We start from the raw sequence: 25817 nt of genomic DNA, 5'->3' as shown, positions 1-25817 counted from the left end.
TTAAAGCGTTTGCTCCAAAATGCGAATAACTAATTGCTCAAATGTTAAACCCGTCGCCTTGGCAGCCATTGGCACCAAAGACTTTTCTGTCATACCCGGCACCGTATTCACTTCCAATAGGTAAAACTGACCATTTTGATCTTGCATCGCATCCACTCGCCCCCAACCAGAAGCACCCACTAAATCAAAGGCTTGCTTAGCTAAATGCTGTAAGTGCGTGGTCTGCTCAGGCGTTAATGCTGCAGGGCAATGGTACTCGGTGGTCGTTGACTGATATTTTGCCTGATAATCATAAAAGCCGCGCGGCGTAGTCATTTCGATAACTGGCAGCACATCTGCACCCAACATGGCCACAGTAAACTCGCGGCCTGTGATCCAACGCTCCACCAATACTTGCGAGTCATATTTAAACGCCTCTTCCAAGGCGGCTTGTAATTCCTCGGCGCTGCTTGCCTTCGACATGCCGATGCTCGAGCCTTCGTGACTTGGTTTCACCATCACAGCCCCAAGTTCGGAAATAATCGCTTCAACATCATGGGCTTGCTGTGCATCCACAACGCGATATGGAGAAGTGCTTAATCCAGCAGACTGGAATAAATGCTTGCATCGTACTTTATCCATGGCCAACGCACTACCTAGTACGCCAGAGCCAGTGTAAGGTAAACCTAAATACTGCAATGCGCCTTGCACTGTGCCATCCTCTCCACCACGACCATGCAAAGCAATAAATACCCGTGTTACATCGAGTGTGCGCAATTCCGCTAAGTTCTGCTCTGCTGGGTCGAAGGCAAACGCATCCACGCCTGCATTTTGCAGTGCTTTTAATACCGCATTGCCAGACTTCAGCGAAACTTCACGCTCAGCTGAGTTCCCACCTAGTAAGACTGCAACTTTACCAAACTGGGTCATAGTTCACCTTGTTTTAATGCTTCAATAGAAAGTTCGGTCGCGGCCAGTTTTTTCACTAGCTGACCTATATTACCTGCGCCTTGCGTGATGACTAAATCCTGATCTTTCAATACCTCAGCAAGGATACCCGATAGTTCTTCATGTTTCGCCACATGAATAGGCTCAACGCCACGTTGACGAAGACTGCGGCACAAGCTTTTACTATCCGCCCCCACAATCGGTGCTTCACCGGCACTGTATACATCGAGTAGCAAAAGTAAATCGACTTCGGCCAGCACTTTAACAAAGTCTTCGTACAAATCACGAGTACGGGTAAAACGGTGTGGTTGGTATACCATCACAATCCGTTTGTTCGGCCAGCCGGCTTTTGCGGCACGTACCGTTGCGGCGACTTCTGACGGATGGTGACCATAATCATCCACCAACATGACTTCGCCGCGTTCGTTGTTAAAGGTGCCGTAGTGTTGGAAGCGCCTCCCAACTCCGGCAAACTTCGCCAATGCGGCTAAAATTGCAACATCGCTAATATCGTGATCTTTTGCTACCGCAATCGCAGCAGTGGCATTCAAAGCATTATGTAGCCCCGGCATATTCAACGTGACCTCAAGCGCTTTGCCCTGTTTAGTGACCACAGTAAACTGCGAGCTGCTGGCGTTTTGACTAAATTCGGTGACGCGATAATCGGCGTCTTTATTCAAACCATACGTGATCACTGGCCGCGCGAAACGAGGGATAAGCTCACACACTACGTCTGAATCACTACACACCACCGCCAAACCGTAAAACGGCAAATTATGAATAAATTCGACGTAGGTGTCTTTCATCTTTTCAAAATCGCCGCCATAAGTATCCATATGGTCGGCTTCGATATTCGTTACTACCGACACCATAGGCTGCAAGTGCAAGAATGAGGCATCAGACTCATCCGCTTCTGCGACCAGATAATTACTGCTGCCGAGTTTGGCATTACTGCCTGCACTGTTAAGCAAACCACCAATGACAAAAGTCGGATCTAAGCCCGCTTCAGCAAAAATACTGGCAATTAAACTGGTTGTCGTGGTTTTGCCATGCGTGCCTGCAATGGCAATACCATGGCGAAAACGCATCAATTCCGCTAACATTTCAGCACGGCGTACCACTGGAATACGTGCCGCTTTGGCTGCAATGATCTCAGGGTTACGCTCATCAATTGCACTAGAAACCACCACCACGTCAGCGTCTTTAACGTTGTTTTCATGATGGCCGATAAAAACTTCCGCACCAACGCGCAACAAGCGTTCAGTCATGGCGTTTGCGGCGATATCCGATCCGGTGATCCGATATCCTTCAAAGGCCATGACTTCGGCGATCCCACCCATACCTGCACCGCCAATACCGATAAAGTGTATGGTGTTGATCCGTCTCATTACTCTTGCTGTTTTACGTTCTATCACAAATTTCTCTTCGCTTTTTCCTAAGCTCGCCACTGCGCAAGCTATACGGTTAATTCTTCACATACATCAGCAACACGCGTGCTGGCATTGATGGTTGCCAGCGCTTTAGCTGCGGTTGCTAATGGACCAATCTGTGCTGGGTCGCTGATATAAGGGCGTAATATTGCCATAATTTGTTCGCGGTTAAAGTCTTTTTGCGCCAATAAATGTGCCGCTTTACCTTCGACCAAAAAGCGCGCATTTGCTGTTTGATGGTCGTCCACCGCATGTGGATACGGGACAAATAACGCCATTTTCCCAGCTGCGGCAATTTCACTTACCGTCAGCGCCCCTGCACGGCAAATAACGAGATCCGCCCAAGCATAAGCGGCATCCATATCATGAATAAATTCATCGACCTGCGCATTGCTCATGGCCACCGCCTGATAAGCCGACTGCACTTTGCCACAATGGCCTTTACCCGTTTGATGACGGACCGCAATAGCCACTTCTTGGTTCAGCTCCGCTAGCACTGGCGGCAGTACCTCGTTGAAAACCTCTGCGCCTAATGAACCACCGACAATTAACACATGCAGTGGTTGTGCAGGCGCTTTCGCGGTGATTGCCGCGACGCTGGCACGTACCGGATTGCCCACTACCTCGGCATTACTAAACGCACCAGGGAAGGCAGCTAACACGCGGTTTGCCAATTTGGCAAGGTAGCGGTTACTCATTCCTGCAATGGCATTTTGTTCATGAATGACCAAGGGCACGCCACATAATTTTGCCGCCACGCCAACCGGTCCAGTAACATACCCACCCATGGCTAAGATCACATCTGGGCGGCGCTGTTTGATGACCGCCATCGCGGCACGTACTGCCTTAATAACCATCCAAGGCGCCCCAAGCAAACGCTTTATCCCGTTGCCTCGCACCCCTTTAACTTGGATGAAATCAATTTCAATTCCGTGTTTTGGCACCACTTCAGCTTCCATGCGATCTGCTGTGCCAATCCAAGACACTTGCCAGCCGCGCGCTTTAAGCTCTTCTGCCACCGCAATACCGGGGAAAATATGCCCGCCTGTACCACCGGCGACGACCAATAAACGTTTACTCATCGTGCCGCTCCTTGCAATTTGGGCTGACTAGCCGAATTACGGCTAGCCGCACGGCCAGATGAACCACGCGAAATCGCCTGACGATTGGCCATCTTAGTTTCAAAATCAATTCTAAATAGCACAGCAGCCGCTACTGTCATCACCATAAAACTTGAGCCACCTTGAGATACAAACGGCAAAGTCAGGCCTTTAGTTGGCAAAATCCCTGCGCTTGCGCCAATATTCACCATGGTTTGAAATGCAAACCAAATACCAATACCCAGTGCTAAATACCCTTCATATTCACGGCCATTCTTTAATGCTCGCTGACCAATAAACAACGCGCGAAACACCAAAGTACCGAGCAATAACAAAATGCTGACCACGCCAACAAAACCCAGTTCTTCAGCGATAATGGCAAAGATAAAGTCGTTATGCGCCTCGGGCAGATATTGCAATTTTTGAATGCTGTTACCTAACCCTTGACCAAACCAACCGCCTTGGCTATACGCCATCAGCGATTGCACCAACTGATAACCTTTGCCAAAGGGGTCATTCCACGGCTCCCAAAAGCTCACCACCCGCGCCATCCGGTAAGGTTCGATGATGATAAGCAAAATCACCATACCTACGCCGGTTAAGATCAAAGCAAAAAACTGCCAAAGTTTCGCGCCAGCCAAAAATAGCAACCCAACTGTGGTCACAAACATCACCACCACAGTACCTAAGTCAGGTTGCAATAAAATCAGCGACGCATAAACGGCAAATACCGCCATCGGCTTGGCGAAGCCTTTGAGGTTTTCCTGCACTTCTTCACGCTTACGCACTAAGTAACCAGCGACATAACTAAAGAAAAACAATTTTGCTAATTCAGCAACTTGAATACCCACTGGACCAATTGGGATCCAACGTTTTGAACCATTCACTTCCCGGCCGATGACTAACACAACGATTAACAGTAACACGCCAAAAAGCAGCAAATATGGATTAGCGCGCTTCCACCAAGTCATGGGAACGGAGGTGGTGATGATAAACAGCACGCTCGATAGCATGATAAAAGCGCCATGGCGGATAATAAAATGGTAGGGATTGTCAAAAATTCGCTCGCCAGCAGGCATCGAGGCACTCGTTACCATCACAAACCCAATGCCGATGAGGCACAGCATCGCGTAGAGCAAACCTACGTCATATAAGCTATTGGACTGATTTGGAAAGCACCACTCCTTCAAGCGCGCGAAGAAACTCATACCAAGCCCTCCACGAGCTGCACGAAGTGTTCACCTCGGGCCATATAGTTGCTGTACATATCAATGCTGGCACAAGCTGGGGCTAATACCACTTGGTCACCCGGCGTTGCTATTTGCTGTGCCCGTTGTACCGCTTCATCCAAATTCGCAACTAACTGCGCTTCTGGGTGCAAAGCTAAAAACTGCGCGCCATCTTGGCCAAAACTGAATACCGCTTTACAGTGTTGTCTAAGCACTTTACCGAGCGGTGCCAAATCGGCACCTTTGGCATCCCCCCCCACGATAAGCACAAGCTTACCAAGTGTGTCTGCCAAACTTTCGATAGCGGCAATCGCCGCACCTACATTGGTCGCCTTTGAATCATTGATATAACGTACACCATTCACTTCAGCGACAAACTGACAACGGTGAGGTAGCCCAACAAAGCTCGCAAAAGTTTCTTTAAATACGCCCACAGGCACAGCAAACGGCGCCAACAATGCCATCACTGCAAGCGCATTGAACTGGTTATGACCGCCGAGTAGCGCCAATTCATTGGTTGCAAAGCAAACTTGCCCGAGTGCCGAAAAGTGCGCTTTACCTTCAGCAATTTCAACACAGTAATCACCGCGCGTTAAAGACACTGTGACCTGCTCTTGCTGTGGATCGGGAGTCAAAGCAAAGTAAGTATTGGCATCGTCAGCATTCACCACTACGCGCTCAGCATGTTGATAAATACGTAATTTCGCATCGCGATACGCCGCAAAGTCGGGGTATCTGTCCATGTGATCTTCCGTCACATTTAAGATCATGGCACTTTTGCAACGTAAACTGGTGGTGGTTTCAAGCTGAAAGCTCGACAGCTCTAGTACATAAATGTCGGCATCCAGCGCCAGTAAATCGAGTGCCGCGGTGCCAATATTGCCACCTAGGCCCACTTTGTAACCTGCGGCCTTCAACACTGCAGTTGCCAGCGATACAACTGTCGATTTACCGTTTGAACCCGTTACCGCAATTACTGGTTTGGTGTTAAGCCGAGCAAATAATTCAATATCACCAATCACTTCTACGCCAGCCGCAATCGCTTTGGCAACGTTTGGCTCATAGAGGGGGATCCCAGGACTGATGATCAACATATCGCAATTCGGTAAACAAGCTTCGGCCAAATCGCCAAATACAGCTTCTATTTCAACGCCTTGCTGACTCAACCAAGCGGCACCCGGCGGTGCAGTACGACTGTCCACCACTTTTGGCACTATGCCGTGGGCCAGTAAAAAACGCACGATGCCAAGGCCAGTTACACCTAGCCCCAGTACCGTGATATTTTTGTCTTTTAATGACTCTAAGTAGTTCATTTATCTCAACTTCAGGGTTGCAAGCCCAGCTAACACTAAAATTAATGAAATGATCCAAAAACGCACTATCACGCGCGGCTCTGGCCAACCTTTTAATTCATAATGGTGGTGAATCGGCGCCATGCGGAAAATGCGTTGGCCGCGCAACTTGTATGAGCCGACCTGTAAAATAACCGACAACGCTTCCATCACAAACACCCCACCCATGATCAGTAGCACCAACTCTTGACGAACCAACACGGCAATAATGCCAAGCGCGCCACCAAGCGCTAATGAGCCAACATCGCCCATAAATACTTGCGCTGGATACGTGTTAAACCATAGAAAGCCAAGGCCAGCACCAACAATCGCAGTACAGACCACTACCAACTCACTGGCGAGCGGCAAGTGTGGCAAGTTCAAATAGTGGGAGAAATTCACGTTACCCGTGACATAAGCAATAATCGCCAAGGCTCCAGCCACTAAAATGGTTGGCACTATGGCTAAGCCATCCAAGCCATCAGTTAGGTTCACCGCGTTTGAAGTGCCCACAATCACAAAATAAGTCATGACTAAGTAAAACAGTCCCAGTTGTGGCAAGACTTCTTTAAAAAACGGCACGACTAGCACAGTTTCAGCGGCTGAATGTGAGCTGAAATACATAAAAGAAGCAGTTGCCAATGCAATCACGGACTGCCAGAAGTATTTCCAACGTGCGATTAAGCCTTTGGAATCTTTGCGAATGACTTTGCGATAATCATCAACAAAACCCACTATGCCTAAACTACCAAGTACAAACAGCGTGACCCAAACATATTTGTTCTCTAAGTCACCCCACATTAAAGTGCTGACAAAAATCGAACCTAAAATGAGGATGCCACCCATAGTTGGGGTGCCCGCCTTAGAAAAATGCGATTGTGGGCCATCATTGCGTACTGTTTGGCCAATTTGCATCCGCTGTAACGCACGGATCAATTTCGGGCCAAAATATAACGAGATCATTAATGCCGTTAAGATGCCGAGGATGGCACGAAAGGTTAAATAGGAAAATACGTGAAACCCGCTGTAAAACTGGGTTAAATACTCGGCCAACCACACTAACATGTTACTTCTCCCTTGTTGCCTTGTCGGCCCAGTGAAATTAAAGCTTGCGCAACAAGTTCCATTCGCGCACTGCGTGATCCTTTCACTAAAATCGTCACTGGCAGAGTTAATTCTGCCAGATAAGCGTTTAAGGCATCTAATAACGCCTCTCGCTCAGAATAATGTCCGCCCGCAGCGGCAAACGCCGCACTGCTATGGGCAGTTAATTTACCTAAGGTAAATAAGGCATCCAGCCCAGCTGCTTTGGCGTACTCGCCAATTTCGCTATGGTATGTGTTTGCATCTGGCCCAAGTTCACCCATATCACCGAGCACTAAAACTTGCTTAGTGGGTAAATCTGCCAGTAAATCTATGGCCGCTTTAACCGATTTAACATTGGCGTTATAGCTGTCATCAATGACTGTTAACTGCGAGCTTACTTTAACTAAGTTCACGCGCCCTTTTACTTCCCCCATTTGCGTAAGGCCATTTACTACCTCACTGAGCGTAGCACCAACCGCCATAGTCAAACCGGCAGCGATGATGGCATTCACCACATTGTGGCGCCCCGACAAAGGTAAGCTTAAACGGGCTTCGCCTTGAGGCGTATGAAGGGTAAAAGTGGCACGCGCAACTTCATCAAGGCTTATTTCTGATGGCCAATAATCTCGCTCAGTTTGCGCGGCAAAACGTTGTACTTGTTGGGATGTAAGGTGCGCCAGCCAATCGTTGGCATAGCTGCAATCATCATTCAAGAGCGCCGTGCCGTTGGCTTTTAAACCGGTAAAGATTTCACCTTTTGCTTGGCCAACGCCATCAATCGAGCCAAACCCTTCAATGTGCGCTGGTGCAACGTTACAGACAGTGGCAACATCTGGTGACACCAACTGGGTGGTATAGGCAATTTCACCAATATGGTTGGCACCCAGTTCAATCACCGCATATTCATCATCGGCGCTCAAACGCAGTAGGGTCAGCGGCACACCAATATCATTATTAAAGTTGCCATTGGTAGCTAGGGTTTTGCCTTTTTGGCGTAAAATCGCCGCGCACATTTCTTTCACTGTGGTTTTACCCACACTGCCAGTAATGGCGATGGTTTTCGGCTTAACTTGTTCGATAACGGCTTTGCCCAATAAACCCAATGCAATGCGGGTATCGGCAACCACAAATTGCGGTAAATTGACATCTACTTTGCGACTCACAATCGCGGCTATCGCGCCTTTTGCGTGTGCGTCTGCCACAAAAGCATGGCCATCAAAATTGGCACCACTTAAGGCTAAAAACACTTCGCCGTGGCTCACCGTACGCGTGTCAGTATTGATATTGAGCACAGGCGCAGAACCTTCTGGCACTTCGCACTGTAATACCTTAGCTATCCAGTTAAAATCCATTGCTATCATGCCGTTGCCTCCGCAAGTAACTGCTGCACCCAGCTTCTATCGCAAAATGGTAAAACTTGGTTACCGATAATTTGGTAGTCTTCATGACCTTTCCCTGCGACTAACACCACACTGTCGGCATCGGCATGTTGAATGGCAAGACGAATTGCCGCGCCTCGGTCAGCTTCAACAAACGCGCGCTCTGGATGTTTTAAACCTGCTAAAACATCGTTAATAATGGCTTGAGGGTCTTCGCTGCGGGGATTATCACTGGTGATCACTACAGTATCAGCATACTGCTCAGCAATTGCCGCCATTTGCGGACGTTTACCTTTATCTCTATCGCCGCCACAACCAAATACACAAGTGACTTTACCTGGCACATGTTGCTGCAAGGCTTTGAGCGCCTGCGCTAATGCGTCTGGCGTATGGGCGTAATCAACAACACAAGTTGGCTGTTGCATGGCTGAAAATGCCTGCATCCGTCCAGCGACTGGAGAAAGTGTTTGTGCAGCTTTTGCGAGGGCTGGCAAAGTAATACCCAAACTTAATAAAGTCGCAAATGCGGCAGCTAAGTTATAAAGATTAAACTCGCCATACAGTGCCGTATGAATGTCACAGTCGCCCCAACTGGTCTTAAACTGACAACGGCTACCGTGCTTATCGAATTGACTGTTCACAATCCACACATAGCGTAGATTGGCTGCTAACGAGGTTTGCTTTTGACCGTACACCACACAATTTGGTGCAAGGCTTGCTGGCGTTTTAAGCCAAGTTTGTGCCACTTCATCATCGCCGTTTAGCACCGCAACACTCGGCTGATAGCGGGTAAACAACTGCTGTTTAGCCCCTGCATAGCTTGCCATATCACCATGATAATCAAGATGGTCACGGGATAAATTGGTAAATACCCCCACTTTGAACTGACAGCCCGCAACACGCCCTTGTGCTAAACCATGAGATGACACCTCCATCGCTACCACTTGTACATTATCAGCCTGCAATTGTGCCAATATACGCGCTACATCGACATGTGCTGGGGTAGTATTAGCCAGTGCTGTTAGCTTGTGTGGTTGACCAAAACCCAGCGTGCCAATCACCGCTCCTTGCTTACCACAAGCTGTTGCCAAGTTTGCAATCATAGTGGTGGTGGTTGATTTGCCATTGGTGCCAGTAACCCCTACAAGTTGCATGGTTTGGCTAGGCGATTGATAGAAGTAATGCGCCAATTCTGCAATCCGAGCTTCCAGATCGGCAATGGCAAAAACGCGCTCGTCAGTAAAGTCGAGTTTAACCGCTGCATCAACTAAAGCGCAGGCAGCACCTTGTGCTAGTGCAGTTTGAATAAATGCAGCGCCATGCACTTGATGGCCAGCTAAAGCCACAAACACATCATGTTGTACAACACTACGGCTGTCCAGCCGTAAGTCAGCGACCAGAAATTCGCTGTGGCTTGGTAAAATATCTATCGCAAAATGCGCAAGTACTGCTTTTAAATCACGCACCGTTATCTCGTCCTGTTAAATACGCTACGCGCTCCTTATCTGGCGCAACGTTGAGAAGTCTTAACGCGTTTGACATGATTTCAGCAAACGCAGGCCCTGAGGTCGCCCCACCGTAATACACATCGCCACCTGGCTCGTTGATCATTACCACTACGGCCAAGCGCGGATCGCTCACTGGGGCTATCCCTGCAAAGTAGCCAACATATTCATCACCATATCCACCAGCTGCGGCTTTTTTCGAGGTGCCGGTTTTACCCGCGGCACGATAGCCATCAACAGCCAGCTTTTGGGCTGTACCGCCTTTCTCAAATACGCTTTCCATCATATCGACCACAGCTTTTACATGGTCTTCAGAGAAAATACGCTCACCTTCTGGTGGGGTATCTTGTTTGATGATGGTTAGGGGTCGTTTAATGCCACCTGAGCCTAAAATCGAATAAAAACGTGCCATTTGCGCGGTACTAACGCCAACCGCGTAGCCGTAGGATAAGGTTGCGACTTCAAAGTCAGACCAACGTCGATTGGGATAAAACAGCCCGCTGCTTTCCCCAACCATATTGGTGCCGGTTTCTTCACCAAATCCAACTTTTTGATAAGCTTCAACAAAATAATCCTTTGGCACCATTTGGCTAATCTTAGCAACGCCCATGTTACTGGAGTACTTAAGAACGTCACGTAGCGTCATTTCGCCCCGATTTTGCGGATCTAGCACCAAACTGCCACCAATGCGCATCCAGCCTGGATAGGTATTGACTGTGTCGGTTGCCTTTACAGCGCCGTACTCTAACCCCGCCAAAATGGCCAGAGGCTTAACAGTGGAGCCAGGTTCAAATAAATCGGTAATAGCACGGTTACGGCGTTTATGCGGCGCCGCATCGCTCATATTGTTAGGATTAAATGAGGGGCTGTTGACCATAGCTAAAATCTCGCCGCTACTTACATCCACCACCATAGCGGAACCCGATGTCGCCTGATATGACAGCACCGCAGATTTCAGTGCACGATAAGCAATCGCTTGAATGCGCTGATCAATACTCAGGTAGATATTTTCAGGTTCAACGCGCTGCTGCTCATCCAATACTTGAATTTCACGGCCTTGCGCATCCTTACGGATAGTACGACGCCCTTCCGTACCAGTTAGTGCTTTGTCATAAAGTTTTTCAATCCCTTCAATACCTTGACCGTCGATATTGGTAAAACCAAGCACATGCGCTGTGACTTCACCACTCGGATAGTAACGCTTTGACTCGTCAATCAGATGAATTCCAGCTAAAGACAGGTCGTCGATATAATTCGCTACCGCTGGCGTGACTTGACGCTTTAAATAAACAAAACGGCGACTTGGGTCAGCACGCAAACGGCTATCAATTTCTTGGCTATCCAACTGCAATACGTCAGCAAGTTCACGCCAGCGCAAGTCATTTTGGTAATACATGTGTTTGCGCTCAGCGAGTGCGGTACTGTCTTTTTCCAGCGCAACCACGTCTTCACCGGCTTTTTTCGCCTGTTTTAATACGGTTTTAGTAAGTGCCTTGTCGAGTGCCAACGGGTCAGCGTAGACACTTACCACCGGCACACTGACTGCCAGCTCGTTGCCGTTACGGTCAAAAATCATTCCGCGCTGAACTTTAAGCTTTTCTACCCGTACGGTACGTTTTTCATTTTCTTCCCGCGCACGGTCCGGCTCAATAACTTGTAAGTAAGCGGCGCGTGCGACCAAGGTGATAAACACCATCACCAACACGGAGCACACCAACACAAAACGCCAAGTGATAAGCTTATTGACAGTTTTTTTCGGCGCTATCATGGCAACACCACCACTTGTTCGTCTTTGCTGGTCGGACGCTTCATTTGCAGTTGCGTGGTGGCAACTTCTTCAATGCGCGCATGTTGTGAGTAAAACTCTTCTTCCACGAGCAGGTAACGCCACTCTAAATCAAGCTCATCACGCTGTTGCAGCAATTTGTCCTGCTGAATCAGTTGTTGACGGGTGAAATGGGTAATTTGCACCAAGGCCAAGCTAGAGGTAAAAATCAACACCAATAAAAACGCGATGAACTTGTTCGAAAACAAGCCCTTTAAAATCTCGTAAAATAAATTGGGTTGGCGCAACTGCGCTTTTTGGTTCATTAGAGTTTCTGCGCCACCCTTAACACCGAGCTTCTTGCCCGTGGATTTTGTGCGATCTCTGCCGCACTTGGTTTAATTGCTTTACCGACTGCCGAGAGGGTGAGATGTTGTTTTATTTGCGCATCCGTCAACGGCAGGCCTCTTGGTAAAGCCTCTCCCTTACTTTGCTTCTTGATAAATTGTTTAACTATGCGGTCTTCTAAAGAATGGAAAGAGATCACCACTAAACGACCACCCGGTTTAAGCACATCGAGCGCTTCACGTAGAGCGGTTTGAATTTCTTCCAGTTCACTGTTGATATAAATACGAATGGCTTGGAAAGTACGTGTCGCTGGGTGTTTAAACTTATCTTTTACCGGTACAGCTAAATCCACTAATTCAGCGAGCTGCTTAGTCGTTGTGATTGGGTTGGCATCACGCGTTTCAATAATTTTAGTCGCAATGCGGCGGCCAAATTTCTCTTCACCAAATTCTTTGATGACATGCGTGATCTCTTCCAAATCCGCCTCAGCCAACCACTCAGCGGCACTGCGCCCAGCAGTTGGATTCATGCGCATATCAAGCGGGCCGTCTTTCATAAAACTAAAGCCGCGCGCCGCGTCGTCAAGCTGCGGTGAAGACACCCCAATGTCGAGTAAAATGCCATCAACTTGGCCTAAAATGCCCGCTTCCTCGGCAACACTCCGCATTGCAGAAAAACGTTTATGGGCAATATTAAAACGTGGATCAGCGGCATATTTTTGTGCAGCGGCAATGGCTTGCGGGTCTTGATCTATAGCTTGCAGGCGCCCTTGTTCACCCAAACGCGCAAGGATCTGTCCGGAATGACCTCCACGGCCAAAGGTGCCGTCGATGTAAATACCGTCCGGTTTAATCGCCAGTGCCTCGATGGTTTCTTCCATCAACACTGAAATATGTTCAAATTGCGCAGTCATGAGTGGTTAAAGGTGCCTTAAAAATCTCGTCTTCATAGCGAAATGGCGTCAATGTCTGGATCAGCGTCAAATTCGCCGCTGCGTTCCAGTTCCACGTCCTGTTGCATTTGCGCAAGCCACGTCTCTTCGTCCCAAATCTCAAACTTGTTGAGTAACCCCACCAGCATTAGTTTTTTACCTAAGCCAACGTGAGCACGTAGCGACGGAGCAAGCAAAATACGGCCATTTCGGTCCAGTTGGTATTCAGTGGCGTGACCTAACAACAAACGTTGCATACGACGAGCGCGAGGATTCATGCTGGAGAGTTTTGCGAGCTTAGCTTCTATCAGTAGCCATTCGCTAAGAGGATACAACCATAGACAAGGTTCGTTTAAAGCGACTGTACAGATCACCGTACCATCCTGCTCAGACAAAAGGGTGTGACGATACTTAGTCGGTACCGCAAACCTGCCTTTATCATCCAAGCTTAATGACGTTGCCCCGCGAAACATGCTTTTCGTACCTAATCCAACACCTTTTTACTCATCCAAGATCCAACTTGATCCACTTCACACCACTTTTTACCACAGTGGAACAGTCTAGGGCTTGCAACCCTATTTTGTCAAGAAAATCACCCCGATAAAATTGCCCAGAAAGCCAGAAAAAATAAGGCTTCCAGCGAAGTCTATGAAAAAGGTGGGAAAAAGTGGTGATGAGAAAAACCGCACAATGCAATAACAGAAAAATCACAATAATCTTGCAACTTAGCCGAACGATATTTGTCAGAATTATGGCTGAGTGCTAAGAACAAAAGACGAACTACAGCGTGGTAATTTTGGCAACAAAGCATAGCGAAAAAGCCTAGCCTTTTGTATGATACGCGCCCGGTTTCGTTCATCGCAAAAGGCTAGACTATTATTTCTGCAACGCTCAAGTGGCGCTTTTATCGCTTGTTTGTCCTGCTCTGTTTACCTGCAGTACTATTAATTACCTTTGGTGTATGGCAAGGCCGCAATCAGGTTCTAAATCAATATCAACAACAAGCCATAGCGATTGCTGAGCAAATCGCCTTGCAACAACATGCCGATATGAATCATATGCGCTCATTACTCAAACAGGTTGGCCAGCAAGCCGCGCTGTTTGATTTTGAGCAGGGTTGTCAGCCGCTTCTGCAAACTACTTTGGCACTTAATCCACAGCTTGCCAATATCGGGATTGTCGCGCCAAATGGTGAAGTTATGTGTAACGTGAGCGAGCCAGAACGCGGCATTAATATTGCCGACAGACCCTATTTTCAAACCGCGTTATCTGGGCAAAGCTTTGTCATTGGGCAATTTCAACATGACCGTAGCGTCCACACCAAGACCTTAAATTTTGCTACCCCGTTGTATCAAGCGGGCAAAGTCGCTTATGTCTTAGTCGCGGTAAAAAGCCTTAATCATTGGAGCCACCAACTTGCAAAAACCAAATTGCCATTTGGCAGCAAAGTCTGGGTAACTGACCGCGATCAACATATTCTTGCTCATTATCCTTTTGTTGCGGCATCGCTTGGGCAATACATCGACCCACAATGGCAACAGCAACAAGATGCGCCATTTACACTGCGTAACGTCAATAACAAACGCTATTTACTCACCAGTAAAGCTCTGGCAATCGCCAATCAACATGAGAGCTTGACCTTGACGGTTGCAGTGCCGTTTGACAATGCGTATAGCACCGTAGAGCGACATTTCTTGTGGCTGGCGGCACTACTGCTTGGGATTTTCCTTGGGCTTGCCGGATGGGCGCGCTATCAATTACACGCGTTACTACTTAAGCCTTTGGAACAACTGCTATATAACATCGACTCGCTCGGCAAAGGTACCTTAGCTATTCAGCACGATACCCCGCACAGCCCTGAGCTCAAGCAAGTGCATGACACCTTCCTAGCCATGGCTAATACTCGCCTTGCTGCAGAAATGGCGTTGACTGCCAAACATGATGAACTTGTCGCACTACTCAGTGCGTTGCCTGACAGTTATTTACGGATTGATGCCGATAATCATGTTTGTATGCAGTTTGGCCATTTCTTCCCAACCCTCGATGACACGCAACCACTACAATTAGAGACCCTGTTACCACACTCTGTGGTGACTCGTTTAGCCCAACCGCTACAACGTTGTATTCATGATGGGCAAGAAAGCGTGATTGAATGCCAACTTGAAGTGGCCACTGAACCACATGCCTCCCCCCGTATCTACGAGTTTCGCTTGCAACCTTTGTCGTCGCAACGCCAAGCAATTGTGGTTATTCGCGACATTAGTCGTCGTAAGCAATCAGAAGAAGCCATGCGCTTAGCAGCGTTGGTTTATGAAAACAGCAGTGAAGGCATGGCGGTGACCGACGCCAATGGTTATATCTTAGATGTGAATCCCGCCTTTACTCAGGTAACTGGTTTTAGCCGCCAGGAAGTACTGGGGCAAAATACCGCTATGTTAAGCTCAGGCAAGCACGATGCGGCGTTTTATCAAGCAATGTGGCAAAAGCTTAACGACTCAGGTAAATGGCAAGGTGAGATCATTAACCGTAAAAAAGACGGTGAACTATTTACCGAATGGCTCACGATTAATACCATCTATAATGACCGTGGTGAACCTTATCGTCGCGTGGCGAACTTCACCGATATTACGGAGAAAAAGCGCCAAGATGAGGTCATTTGGCGCCAAGCCCACTTTGACTTACTGACCGATTTAGCCAACCGTACCGAGCTGAAAAAACAACTGCGTCAGCAACTGAGTAAGCTCAATGATCAGGCGACACTGGCGGTGTTACTGCTTGATCTTGACCATTTTAAAGACATTAATGACACTTTAGGCCATTTTCATGGCGACCAAGTGCTCAAGTCGGTTTCGGCTTTACTCAAAGCGCGCTGTAGTGACGGGATGTTGCTGTCGCGAATAGGCGGTGATGAGTTTGTGGTGGTGTTTAGTGCCCAATCTAAACTCGATGCAATGCAGTTTGCCGAGCATTTACAACGCGTATTCCAAACACCACTGCTGATAGATAATGAATATCATCATCTCAGCGCCAGTATTGGTATCGCGTTTGCGCCGGAGGATGGCAAAAACAGTGAACAATTGCTAAAAGCAGCTGATCAAGCCATGTATCAGGCCAAACAGCAAGGTCGTAACACCATCGCAGTGTTTAGTCACAGTATGCGCGAGCAGGCCATGTTGCGGATGCGCTTATTGCGCCAACTGCGCTCGGCGTTACCTAACCAAGAATTTAATCTCCTTTACCAACCCATAATCAACCTAAGCAGCCGTCAGTTTGTTAAAGCAGAGTGCTTAATTCGTTGGCAACACCCCCGTTCAGGCATGATTAGCCCAGCTGAGTTTATTCCACTTGCCGAAGAAACTCGCCTGATCTTACCGTTAAGCGACTGGATCTTTGCCACTGCGCTGGAAAGTCTCACTGAATTAAAACGAGTGAACTCTGAGTTTCAGCTCAGCATCAACGTCTCGCCAGTGCAGCTCAGTAACGCACATAGTCGCATCGGCGAATGGCAACGCAATCTCATCAAAACTGGTTTAACCCCTAAAGATATAGTGCTTGAAATCACCGAAGGGGTAATGATGAGCGACAGCGCTCTCACCAAACAACGCTTGCAAGACTTGCGCAGTGCCGACTTACAATTAGCACTTGATGATTTTGGCACCGGCTATTCATCGTTGGCTTATTTACAGAAGCTGCAATGCGACTTTATTAAAATCGATAAACGCTTTGTTGATAACCTTGCCACCGAACGAGAAGCACAAGTTTTATGCGAGGCTATTATCGCCATGGCTCATCAGCTCGGACTAAAAGTGATTGCCGAAGGCATAGAGAGTGCGCAGCAAGACGCCCTGCTCAGTGCTATGGGTTGTGACTATGGGCAAGGTTATTACTATGCTAAGCCGATGCCACTTTCGCAATTGCTGAACACACTGAGTTAGAGCACAGAAGCAACACTGCAATCAGCATGAAAAAAGCCGCGACCGAAGTCAGCGGCTCTATCTAGGGCCTTTAAATGCCGTTAGTCAGTTACTCTGCAACCCCTAACGCCACCATCATCTTGTTGGCTAAATCAGTGTGATGCTGCATGGTTGAAAACGCTTTGGTCACGCCTTCTGGGCCAAAAGCATAAACCGGTACTGGTGCCGCAGTATGTGTGCCGGTACCCCACACTACGTTTTGATCCGCTGCTAACGCACGCGCAATTTTACCGGTGTGATCTTCGTCGGCGTAAACATAAAACTCTTTAAAGTCTTCAAACTTAGGCACCATAGTGGCGCTTTGGTAACTATGATCTGGCGCGTAGTAATCGTTCACTTCACGCTCACCGACTTTCGCTGCTTGATCGATATTAACTTTATATTCGCTGTACTTGTTGATAGCGTTCATCCAATCACTGGCAGTAGCAGAAGCAAAATCCCAATTCGCATTGGCGGCATCCATCATATTAAAGAAAGTACCAGTTTGCTTATAAAGCATATCTAAGTTGCTTAAGTTACCAAAGTTAAAATTCGGCTTGTACTGCGCACCGTGCATACCATCACCCGGTAAATCTTTACCCTCTTGCAGATCTTTACGCGAGTAGCTAAAACCAAAGCTGCCCGTTTCATGGTCAGCGGTCACCACCACTAGTGTATCGTTACGGTCTTTTACCCACTGGTAAACCGCTTCTACTGCTTCATCAAATTTCAGTAATTCATTTAGCATCCAACCGGCGTCATTGGCATGGCCTGCCCAGTCAATTTGACCGCCCTCGACCATCAAGAAGAAACCATCAGGATCTTTAGCCAAAATATCCAAGGCTTTTACGGTCATTTCTTTTAATGATGGCTCGGTACAACTGTTATTAGCGCTACAGGCTTTATAGGCAATCGCATCGGCCATGCCAGAGTTAGCGAATAGGCCAAGTAGCTTAGTTGCATCGCTATTGGCAAGTTGCGTTTTATCGAATGCCAAGCTGTAGCCATGCTGTTCTTTGGCTTCAACTAATAAGTTGCGGCTGTCTTTACGCTTAGATTTTTTATACACACTTGGCGCAGCGCCCAATGCTTCAATCGCTTGTTGTGCAGCCGTATTGGTTTTAATATCCGCTGGCACAAACTCACGCGCACCACCTGAGAGCAACACATCGACACTGCCTGAGGTTACTAGCTCAACCGCAATTGCCCCTTCTAGCGAACGATGTGCTTGGTGGGCTGCAAAAGCGGCTGGCGTTGCATGGGTGATACGGGTGTCAGACACAAGCCCTGTGGCTTTGCCGGCCTTTTTGGCTTTTTCTAGAATTGTTTCAACAATAAAGCCTTGCTCATCAAGACCTATCATTTCCGAACCTGATGCTTTACCCGTTGCCAGCTGCGTTGCAGAACATGCTGAGTCTACAACTAATTTGCCGCTGGTCGCGCCGTACGGTTGGTTGAGTGCTAAACCTAAATGTCCGTTGTCCGCCAACTTAGACAACGCAGTTAAATTGCCTTTGCCGTTGTAAGTCGAGTTTGGCGCACGACGCGCATAATCTTCAAGCAGACCCACCTGTTGTGGCCCCATCCCATCACCTATCATAAGGATGACGTTTTTCACTGAGGTAACAGGCGTTGGTGTCACAGGTACTTCTTTGATCACTTCCACTTCTTTGACAACTTCAACCACATTTGGGCTGTTGTCATTACAAGCAGTGAGGAGTAATGCTGAGACACTCAGCGCGAGCACGGATTTTTTCATGTTATGTCCCTAAGGTAGAGTTCTTGTTCTAAATTGCGGCACAGTCTAGGGACGCTTAATGACGCTTTTATTTCACCTTTATGACAATTTAATGTATTGAAATTAGAACTTTTTAGCAAAGCTCAACGCAATGGGTCGGGTTGTTAGGCCATGCAAAAAAACGCTGAGTAAAATCGTACAGACGGCAACTTCGGTTATCAAACGCACTTCAGGATTAGCCATATCTAATAGCATCAAGGTAAAAACCACAGAAGCTAAGCCGCGCGGGCCAAACCAAGCTAATGTCAGTTTAGCTTGCCAGTCTAAGTTGCTGCGGCCAAGTGCCAGCAACACCGGCAACACCCGTAAAATCGTCACCGCTCCTAAAGCGTAACAAAACCCCGCTAAACTGAGCTGGCTCAAAGTCGCAAGCGAGATAAAACCGAAAATAGTCCAGCTCAACATCGCCGCGAGCTCTGCTATGTTTTCGCCTTCGGCAATCAGCGTGTCTTTAAGCTCATCATTGTAAAAACGGTCAAACAACAAACCACTGACGAACGCGGCGATAAAGCCGCTGCCATGCAAACTTTGAGTCAGGGCATAAACCATGATCGCAAACCCAACAAACAAAAATGGGCTGGTGTTTTTGGCAAACAAATGATGAAATTTAGCGCGCTTCAACAGCAAAATGGCGATTAACGTCAAACTTACAGCCACTCCAAGTGCGATGCCTAATTCGCGAATAAACACCATAAAGATATCACCACCAGCAAGTGCCTGCGGATTATCAAAGAGTGCCAAGGCCAATAAGAATAGCGGCACACACAAACCGTCATTAAGACCACTTTCAATATTGATGGCTTCACGTAAATTGGCCGGTACTTGTTTGGCAGTAATAAAACCGCGACATAGCGCTGCATCGGTGGGGGTTACCACTATCGCCAATAACGCCGCCGCGGCAAATGATAACCCCAGCAAGTAATGCGCAACTGCAGTGGCAAACAACACGGTCAGCGGTAAACCCAGTAACAGCAGTAAAGTGGGTAATTGATAGGAAGCAGCCAACACCCTTAAGCGGGTTTTTGCCGCGTCTGAAAATAAAAAAATCGCCAGCGTTAGCTCAACCACAGGCTGCCAAAGTTGTCTGTCGAGTTCACGAATGGAGACATGGTGTTCAAACCCAAGCGCTAACCCTATACCAATTAACACAAACCACATCGGCCCGGTCAGTTCGGCACGCTGCAATTGCCGCACTGAAATAGAATAAATAAATAGCGCGACGCCAAGCCACGCAAGGGCGGTGTAACTCACGGTTTTACCTAGTTGTTTTGATTTTTATTAACTAACTATGCGATAAGGCATCAAAAAGCACAAGCAGCGCTAAACCCTCTTAATAGGCAGAAGTTAAACTCGCTTGCCGTTGGCATTTGATATTTGGTGGAGTAAGTTAAGCGTTACTTGGGCAAAGCAGATATGGAGTCATGGTGAGGCGCTCAAAGTGCCTAACTTAAAGCAGTTTGGTGTGACTGGCGATGTTTTACTGCTCCCTAATTTGTCATATTTGCTTGTTAAACTTTGAGTTTATTAACACATTCAACCTGTTAGGAATTGTTCTTATGCTTCGACGTTTGCCGCACCACTTGCTGCTACCTTGGTTATCTCTACTGATGCTGGCAGCGTGTAGCCAAACTTCGCAATCTGATCCAAACAGTCACGTTCAGCTTGGTCCACGTCCCTTTTACTTACTGGCAGCAATGCCAGAAGGCGGCCTAAAAGATAAGTTAAGCGCTTGTCAAAACGGGCCTTTTTATCCATCGCGATTTTCTATCGGCCACCGTGGTGCACCACTGCAGTTTCCTGAACATACGCAACAATCTTATCTAGCTGCAGCCAAAATGGGGGCTGGTGCATTGGAATGTGATGTCACTTTCACTAAAGATCATCAGCTCGTCTGCCGCCATTCACAGTGCGATTTGCATACCACCACCAATATTCTTGCCACCTCACTTGCCAGCAAGTGCAGTGTGCCATTTACCCCAGCGGATCCCAATCAAGGCACTCCTGCTTCTGCCAAATGTTGTACGTCGGACATTAGCTTAGCGGAATTTCTCACCTTAGACGGAAAAATGGATGCCGCAAACCCGCACGCAAAAACGGTTGCCGAGTACCTCGGCGGCACGCCACCGTGGCGCACCGAACTTTACGCCAGCCACGGCACGTTGATGACCCATGCACAAAGCATTGCGTTATTTAAGTCCTTAGGTCGTCACTTTACGCCTGAACTAAAAGCGCCTGAAGTCAGTGAGGATAAAAGTCACCTTAGCCAGCAGCAATTTGCCAAAGCCTTGATTGATGAGTACCGCTCCGCGGGTATAGATCCAGCCGAAGTGTGGCCACAAAGCTTTAACCTAAAAGACATTCTTTACTGGCAAAAAATCGCTCCAGATTTTGCCAAGCAAGCCATCTATCTTGAAGACCGCGATGAGCCACAACACAATTCCCTAGAGCGCCAAGTCGAGGCCTTAACTTTGCTCCATCATCCTGAACAACTGACACCGACCATGGCTGAGCTGGCTGGGCTTGGGGTAAAAATTATCGCGCCTCCACTTTGGGCTTTAGTGACAGTAGAAAACCAGCAACTTGTGCCTTCCGCCTATGCTAAAGCGGCGCGTGCAGCGGGGTTAGACATTATCGCGTGGAGTTTGGAGCGTTCCGGTCCATTGCGACAAGGCGGCGGCTGGTACTATCAAAGTATCAACGGTCAGCTCGAAGGCCAAAATCAACTTCGCACCGAAGGCGATGTGCTAACTCTGCTTGATGTGCTAGCAAAAGACATTGGCGTAATTGGGGTGTTTTCCGATTGGCCTGCTACCACCAGCTTTTATGCCAACTGCATGCAGCTGTCGATAGTAAAATAGTGATGTAATGGACTCTTAGCAGCAACATTATGGCTATTTGTCCGACGAAATCGCACTAGCAACGTATTTATCTGGTCTTAATTCCCTTTTTAGATACAATTGTGGCTTAGTCTGTTAACAATGTAGGAAGTATCGTGTCTCATTCCTTTCGCGTGCCGCACACCCTCATTCTGCTGCTGGCAATGATGCTGGTCGCGCTGATAGCCACTTGGATAGTACCGCAGGGCTTTTTTGAAACGAAGACTTTAGAGTCTGGCCGCCAAATGGTCATCGCTGGTACCTACCAGCTTGTTGAAGAACGCCAATACCTTACCCCTTGGGATTTACTCAAAGCCATTCCGCGTGCGTTTGCTGCCGCCCAAGACGTGATTTTCTTTGTGTTGATTGTCGGTGGGGTATTAGCTATTGCCAGAGCCACAGGGACAGTCGACGCATTAATTGGTCGCCTCTTAGAAAAACACGGCAAACACCCAGAGCGCCTTATTTTTATGGTGGTATTTTGCTTTGCCTTAGCCTCCAGCAGTATTGGCACCGCAGGGGAATATATTCCGTTTGTGATTATTTTGGTGGCACTTTGTAAGGCTATGCGACTTGATGCCATGACTGCCGTTGGCATGATAGTCGCAGGTTACGGCATAGGGTACGGGGTTTCGGCTTTTAATCCATTTACCGTGTTAATCGCCCAGCAAATCGCTGAAATCCCCGTTTACTCAGGTATTTGGCTACGCTTAGCGATTTTCCTGCCATTTGTCCTAATTGGTTTTCATCATGTTTGGCAATACACCAAACGCGTCCAAGCGGACCCAAACAATTCCATAATGCTGGATGTACCTTGCCCTTTAGCAGGTAAAACTGCACCGGATTATCCGCGCCTAAACCGCCGCCATCAGTTGATTTTAGGCAGTTTTATTATCACTTTAATCGTTGCAGTCACAGGTATCGCTACACAAGGGTGGTACTTGTACGAACTCGGTGCGGTGTTTATCGCTTGGGGTATATTAACTGCGATTATCGGTGGTCTGTCAGCCGATGACAGCGCGAAACAGTTTATCTCTGGCGTATCTGACTTAGTCACTACCGCCCTGCTTATTGGCGTGGCACGCGGTATTGCCTTGATCTTAGATGACGGGCAAATTCTGCATAGTTTAGTTTATGGTATGTCGTTACCGCTGTCTTACGTCCCTGCGGAAATTTCTGCCACTGGCATGTTAATGATGCAAACCGTGCTGAACTTCTTTATTCCTTCCGGTTCTGGTCAAGCTTATGTGACTATGCCATTGATGGCTCCACTGGGTGATTTAGTTGGCGTGTCACGACAAGTGTCGGTGCTAGCTTATCAGTTTGGCGATGGTTTAAGTAATATGATCATCCCAACCAATGCGGTATTGATGGGGATCTTAGGCATGGCTGGTGTTCCTTACGGTCATTGGTTCCGATTCTGCTTACCACTGTTGTTAAAACTTATGGCAGCTGCAGCCCTAGTGCTAATCCTTGCCGTGATGTTTGGTTATGGGTTAGATGTCCAACCGGGTCTAATTCACTAAATCCAACTAGATGTGCAGTTTGACGGCTTAGTCCGTCAAACTGTCTACTAAATCCGCAACTAGTCGCAATTCCCCCGTAATATTTTGAACCTACGTTGACTTGCGCTACTTTTAACGCGAAAGTGTTCCGATTTGCAGCCCGTTTGCATCCTGAAGCGATTTTATGCAATAGTGCTGTGATTAACTCACTTTCTTACGCTTTCGCTAACAAGAGAAAATAACAATGAAAAAATCCCTAATCGCTGCGGCACTGGCTGCTACTTTTCTAGCCGGTTGCTCAAAACCAGAAGTAAAACAAACCGAAACTGTGACTCAAGCTGAAGTTAAAACTGGCAAAGCTGAGCTAGGCAGTTTTGGGGTCGATTTAACCGCCCGCAACGAAGCGGTTAAACCAGGTGATGACTTCTTTATGTACGCCAGTGGCACATGGTACGACAACTACCAAATGCCTGCGGATAAAACTCGCTACGGCGCGTTTTCAGCACTTGCTGATCGCAGTGAAGAACAAGTTAAAGCCATTATTGATGATCTAGCCTCTCGTCAGGACTTGACCGGTGAAGAGAAATTAGTCGCGGACTTCTACGCAGCCTACATGGATACTGAAACGCTCAATAAGCTAGGCACTAAGCCACTTGAACCACTGCTACAAGAAATCAATGCGATTGCTAACACTGATGACCTGACTAAAGTGTTTGGGCAAGCTTGGCTGACTGGCGTAAAAGCACCATTAGGTGGCGGAATGTGGTTTAACCGTTTAGACCCAAATCAATATGAAATGTCTATGGGTGCCGGTGGTTTAGGTTTACCAGATAGATCTTACTATTTAGAAAGTGCTGAGCGTTTTGTTAAAACTCGCGAAGCTTATGTGGCGCACATTGCCGACATGCTGAAATTTGCGGGTATTGAAGACGGCAAAGCCCGCGCAGAGGCCATTTTAGCACTTGAAACAAAAATTGCCGAAGGCCACTGGCCGCGTGAAAAACGCCGTGACCGCGATTTAACCTTAAACCAAATCAAACGCACTGAACTTGCGGCCGCTTATCCAGGCTTTAACTGGGATTTATACTTCGCACAAACCGGCTACCAAGTGCCGCAGCTGAATATGTCACAGCCTGAGCCGATTAAAGCCATGATTGCTTTAATCAATCAAGAAGACTTGGCAGTATGGAAAGATTACCTTACTTATCACGCGCTAAGCGGTAATGCAGACTTATTGTCAGAAGAGATTTTCAACACTAACTTTGCTTTCTATGGTAAAGAGTTAAGTGGTCAACAAGAGCCTCGTCCACGTTGGAAACGTGCCATCAACCAAATGTCAGACACTGACTCGCTCGGTTTCGCAATTGGTAAAGTGTACGTGAAACGCCATTTCCCTGAGTCATCTAAGCACCAGATGTCTGAACTGGTTGAAAACCTCCGCACCGCACTTGGTGAGCGTATTGATGGTTTAGATTGGATGGGCGCAGAAACCAAAGTGAACGCCAAAGCCAAACTGGCCGCCTTCACGCCAAAAATCGGCTACCCAGATGTTTGGCAATCATTTGATGGCCTCACGATTAGCAACAACGACCTCATGGGCAACATCAGAAACGTTCGTCAATTCTTCCAAGCCGACAGCGTAGCGAAAGAGCTAGAGAAAACTGACCGTAATCGTTGGGGTATGACACCACAACAAGTCAATGCCTACTACAACAGCTCATTTAACGAAATCGTGTTCCCAGCGGCGATTTTACAACCACCATTCTTTGATCCAAATGCAGATGCCGCAGTAAACTACGGCGGCATAGGCGCGGTTATCGGCCACGAAATGGGTCACGGTTTTGACGACCAAGGTTCTAAATCGGATGCCAATGGTATTCAACGCAACTGGTGGACAGATGCTGACCGCGCCGCGTTTGAAGCCAAAGCCGACCAATTGGCTGAGCAATACAGTAAGTATGAGCCAATCCCTGGTAACTTCGTAAACGGTCGTAACAGTTTGGGTGAAAACATCGGTGATGTCGGCGGTCTAGCCATGGCATACCATGCTTACAAACTAAGCCTCAATGGCAAAGAAGCGCCAATCATTGACGGCTTAACGGGTGACCAACGCTTCTTCCTTGCGTGGGCACAAGTATGGAAAGAAAAACGTACTGAACAAAGCATGCTCAATCAGCTCCGTGCAGGTACGCACGCACCAGGTCAATTCCGTGCTTTAGCACCACGCAACCATGACGCATGGTACAAAGCATTCGACGTGAAACCAGGTGACAAACTGTATCTTCCAGAAGATCAGCGCGTACGCATTTGGTAAAAACGCTTCGCAACAATTAAGGCTCGTTAATTCGAGCCTTGGTTGGCTTTAATACCAAACAACAACTGCGCCAAATCTAACGCATAAACATCTTCTACCAAACCGACCACGTCAATCCATTTTGGATTAAATTCGTTGTTTTCCCAACGTCTTAAGGTGCGTTCTTCAATTCCATAGCAGACAGCTGACTCCGCTTGCGTCCAGCCTCGTAATTTACGCGCATAGCGCAATATTTCAGCCCCTTTTGGTAATCGCATCAGCTGGCTTTGCCCGTGGGGGTAGGTGCACGGATCCTAGTAAAGTTAGTAAAGTTAGTAAAGAGTAAGCTGGCATTGGTAAA

19 protein-coding genes are annotated in these 25817 nt (G+C 47.7%); 4 read left to right on the top strand and 15 right to left on the bottom strand.

The genetic code is table 11. The annotated features are described in order from the left end of the window. From ACFOEE_RS11060 to mraZ, 12 genes are all read right to left on the bottom strand, one after another. Complete coding sequence (locus ACFOEE_RS11060) at nucleotides 1-909, bottom strand: D-alanine--D-alanine ligase (RefSeq protein ID WP_377124160.1); 909 nt, start codon at nucleotides 907-909, stop codon at nucleotides 1-3. Next, entirely contained in the window at nucleotides 906-2315 is a 1410-nt protein-coding gene (murC, locus tag ACFOEE_RS11055) for a UDP-N-acetylmuramate--L-alanine ligase (RefSeq protein ID WP_377124427.1), read from the bottom strand. Before murC ends, ACFOEE_RS11060 begins: the two co-directional genes overlap by 4 nt. Nucleotides 2316-2383: 68 nt before the next feature. Further along, on the bottom strand, nucleotides 2384-3439 hold the full coding sequence (murG, locus tag ACFOEE_RS11050) for an undecaprenyldiphospho-muramoylpentapeptide beta-N-acetylglucosaminyltransferase (protein ID WP_377124158.1): 1056 nt from the start codon (nucleotides 3437-3439) through the stop codon (nucleotides 2384-2386). Beyond that, nucleotides 3436-4665, bottom strand: a complete 1230-nt coding sequence (gene ftsW, locus ACFOEE_RS11045) for a cell division protein FtsW (protein WP_377124156.1) — start codon at nucleotides 4663-4665, stop codon at nucleotides 3436-3438. Before ftsW ends, murG begins: the two co-directional genes overlap by 4 nt. Next, nucleotides 4662-5999, bottom strand: coding sequence for a UDP-N-acetylmuramoyl-L-alanine--D-glutamate ligase (gene murD, locus ACFOEE_RS11040; protein ID WP_377124154.1), 1338 nt, complete (start codon nucleotides 5997-5999; stop codon nucleotides 4662-4664). The genes ftsW and murD overlap by 4 nt, the downstream gene beginning before the upstream one ends. Further along, nucleotides 6000-7082, bottom strand: coding sequence for a phospho-N-acetylmuramoyl-pentapeptide-transferase (gene mraY / locus ACFOEE_RS11035; protein WP_377124152.1), 1083 nt, complete (start codon nucleotides 7080-7082; stop codon nucleotides 6000-6002). After that, nucleotides 7076-8464, bottom strand: a complete 1389-nt coding sequence (locus ACFOEE_RS11030) for a UDP-N-acetylmuramoyl-tripeptide--D-alanyl-D-alanine ligase (protein WP_377124150.1) — start codon at nucleotides 8462-8464, stop codon at nucleotides 7076-7078. Before ACFOEE_RS11030 ends, mraY begins: the two co-directional genes overlap by 7 nt. Beyond that, the gene (locus tag ACFOEE_RS11025) at nucleotides 8461-9948 is read right to left on the bottom strand and encodes a UDP-N-acetylmuramoyl-L-alanyl-D-glutamate--2,6-diaminopimelate ligase (RefSeq protein WP_377124148.1); all 1488 of its coding nucleotides are present in this window, start codon (nucleotides 9946-9948) and stop codon (nucleotides 8461-8463) included. Before ACFOEE_RS11025 ends, ACFOEE_RS11030 begins: the two co-directional genes overlap by 4 nt. Beyond that, nucleotides 9941-11755, bottom strand: a complete 1815-nt coding sequence (locus ACFOEE_RS11020; RefSeq protein ID WP_377124146.1) for a penicillin-binding transpeptidase domain-containing protein — start codon at nucleotides 11753-11755, stop codon at nucleotides 9941-9943. Before ACFOEE_RS11020 ends, ACFOEE_RS11025 begins: the two co-directional genes overlap by 8 nt. Beyond that, complete coding sequence (ftsL, locus tag ACFOEE_RS11015) at nucleotides 11752-12078, bottom strand: cell division protein FtsL (protein WP_377124144.1); 327 nt, start codon at nucleotides 12076-12078, stop codon at nucleotides 11752-11754. Before ftsL ends, ACFOEE_RS11020 begins: the two co-directional genes overlap by 4 nt. Further along, a complete protein-coding gene (gene rsmH / locus ACFOEE_RS11010) occupies nucleotides 12078-13013 on the bottom strand; it encodes a 16S rRNA (cytosine(1402)-N(4))-methyltransferase RsmH (RefSeq protein WP_377124142.1) in 936 nt (311 codons plus the stop codon). The genes ftsL and rsmH overlap by 1 nt, the downstream gene beginning before the upstream one ends. A gap of 32 nt (nucleotides 13014-13045) precedes the next feature. Next, nucleotides 13046-13504 carry a division/cell wall cluster transcriptional repressor MraZ gene (gene mraZ / locus ACFOEE_RS11005; RefSeq protein ID WP_377124140.1) on the bottom strand — a complete coding sequence of 153 codons (459 nt, stop codon included), beginning with the start codon at nucleotides 13502-13504 and terminating at the stop codon, nucleotides 13046-13048. Between the two features lie 438 nt (nucleotides 13505-13942). On the opposite strand from mraZ, the gene ACFOEE_RS11000 reads away from it, so the two are divergent. Further along, nucleotides 13943-16966 (top strand): bifunctional diguanylate cyclase/phosphodiesterase, encoded by a 3024-nt coding sequence (locus ACFOEE_RS11000; RefSeq protein WP_377124138.1) that lies wholly within the window; start codon nucleotides 13943-13945, stop codon nucleotides 16964-16966. A gap of 88 nt (nucleotides 16967-17054) precedes the next feature. Here ACFOEE_RS11000 and ACFOEE_RS10995 read toward each other — a convergent pair whose 3' ends face one another. Continuing rightward, nucleotides 17055-18743, bottom strand: a complete 1689-nt coding sequence (locus tag ACFOEE_RS10995) for an alkaline phosphatase (RefSeq protein WP_377124136.1) — start codon at nucleotides 18741-18743, stop codon at nucleotides 17055-17057. 102 nt (nucleotides 18744-18845) lie between these two features. Next, the gene (locus tag ACFOEE_RS10990) at nucleotides 18846-20033 is read right to left on the bottom strand and encodes a cation:proton antiporter domain-containing protein (RefSeq protein ID WP_377124134.1); all 1188 of its coding nucleotides are present in this window, start codon (nucleotides 20031-20033) and stop codon (nucleotides 18846-18848) included. A gap of 356 nt (nucleotides 20034-20389) precedes the next feature. On the opposite strand from ACFOEE_RS10990, the gene ACFOEE_RS10985 reads away from it, so the two are divergent. The 3 genes from ACFOEE_RS10985 (at nucleotide 20390) to ACFOEE_RS10975 (ending at nucleotide 25477) form a co-directional block, all read left to right on the top strand. After that, the gene (locus ACFOEE_RS10985) at nucleotides 20390-21640 is read left to right on the top strand and encodes a glycerophosphodiester phosphodiesterase family protein (protein WP_377124425.1); all 1251 of its coding nucleotides are present in this window, start codon (nucleotides 20390-20392) and stop codon (nucleotides 21638-21640) included. Nucleotides 21641-21774: 134 nt separating this feature from the next. Continuing rightward, nucleotides 21775-23184 (top strand): YfcC family protein, encoded by a 1410-nt coding sequence (locus tag ACFOEE_RS10980; RefSeq protein ID WP_377124132.1) that lies wholly within the window; start codon nucleotides 21775-21777, stop codon nucleotides 23182-23184. Nucleotides 23185-23407: 223 nt separating this feature from the next. After that, complete coding sequence (locus ACFOEE_RS10975) at nucleotides 23408-25477, top strand: M13 family metallopeptidase (RefSeq protein WP_377124130.1); 2070 nt, start codon at nucleotides 23408-23410, stop codon at nucleotides 25475-25477. Between the two features lie 26 nt (nucleotides 25478-25503). Here ACFOEE_RS10975 and ACFOEE_RS10970 read toward each other — a convergent pair whose 3' ends face one another. Continuing rightward, entirely contained in the window at nucleotides 25504-25734 is a 231-nt protein-coding gene (locus ACFOEE_RS10970) for a helix-turn-helix domain-containing protein (protein WP_377124128.1), read from the bottom strand. Nucleotides 25735-25817 lie beyond the last annotated feature (83 nt).

The sequence above is a fragment of the Pseudoalteromonas fenneropenaei genome, from assembly GCF_042643375.1.
GTDB classification, from domain to species: domain Bacteria; phylum Pseudomonadota; class Gammaproteobacteria; order Enterobacterales; family Alteromonadaceae; genus Pseudoalteromonas; species Pseudoalteromonas fenneropenaei.
The sequence above is the reverse complement of the archived record's forward strand: the minus strand, read 5'-3'. Positions and strand labels throughout refer to the sequence as shown.

What these genes read in the sequence shown, in the direction of transcription:
- ACFOEE_RS10970 (WP_377124128.1), bottom strand. Translation starts at nt 25,734, where the DNA reads ATGCGATTACCAAAAGGGGCTGAAATATTGCGCTATGCGCGTAAATTA.
- rsmH (WP_377124142.1), bottom strand. Translation starts at nt 13,013, where the DNA reads ATGACTGCGCAATTTGAACATATTTCAGTGTTGATGGAAGAAACCATC.
- murD (WP_377124154.1), bottom strand. Translation starts at nt 5,999, where the DNA reads ATGAACTACTTAGAGTCATTAAAAGACAAAAATATCACGGTACTGGGG.
- mraZ (WP_377124140.1), bottom strand. Translation starts at nt 13,504, where the DNA reads ATGTTTCGCGGGGCAACGTCATTAAGCTTGGATGATAAAGGCAGGTTT.
- ACFOEE_RS11020 (WP_377124146.1), bottom strand. Translation starts at nt 11,755, where the DNA reads ATGATAGCGCCGAAAAAAACTGTCAATAAGCTTATCACTTGGCGTTTT.
- murG (WP_377124158.1), bottom strand. Translation starts at nt 3,439, where the DNA reads ATGAGTAAACGTTTATTGGTCGTCGCCGGTGGTACAGGCGGGCATATT.
- ftsW (WP_377124156.1), bottom strand. Translation starts at nt 4,665, where the DNA reads ATGAGTTTCTTCGCGCGCTTGAAGGAGTGGTGCTTTCCAAATCAGTCC.
- ACFOEE_RS10975 (WP_377124130.1), top strand. Translation starts at nt 23,408, where the DNA reads ATGAAAAAATCCCTAATCGCTGCGGCACTGGCTGCTACTTTTCTAGCC.
- ACFOEE_RS10995 (WP_377124136.1), bottom strand. Translation starts at nt 18,743, where the DNA reads ATGAAAAAATCCGTGCTCGCGCTGAGTGTCTCAGCATTACTCCTCACT.
- ACFOEE_RS11030 (WP_377124150.1), bottom strand. Translation starts at nt 8,464, where the DNA reads ATGATAGCAATGGATTTTAACTGGATAGCTAAGGTATTACAGTGCGAA.
- ftsL (WP_377124144.1), bottom strand. Translation starts at nt 12,078, where the DNA reads ATGAACCAAAAAGCGCAGTTGCGCCAACCCAATTTATTTTACGAGATT.
- murC (WP_377124427.1), bottom strand. Translation starts at nt 2,315, where the DNA reads ATGAGACGGATCAACACCATACACTTTATCGGTATTGGCGGTGCAGGT.
- ACFOEE_RS11060 (WP_377124160.1), bottom strand. Translation starts at nt 909, where the DNA reads ATGACCCAGTTTGGTAAAGTTGCAGTCTTACTAGGTGGGAACTCAGCT.
- mraY (WP_377124152.1), bottom strand. Translation starts at nt 7,082, where the DNA reads ATGTTAGTGTGGTTGGCCGAGTATTTAACCCAGTTTTACAGCGGGTTT.
- ACFOEE_RS10985 (WP_377124425.1), top strand. Translation starts at nt 20,390, where the DNA reads ATGCTGGCAGCGTGTAGCCAAACTTCGCAATCTGATCCAAACAGTCAC.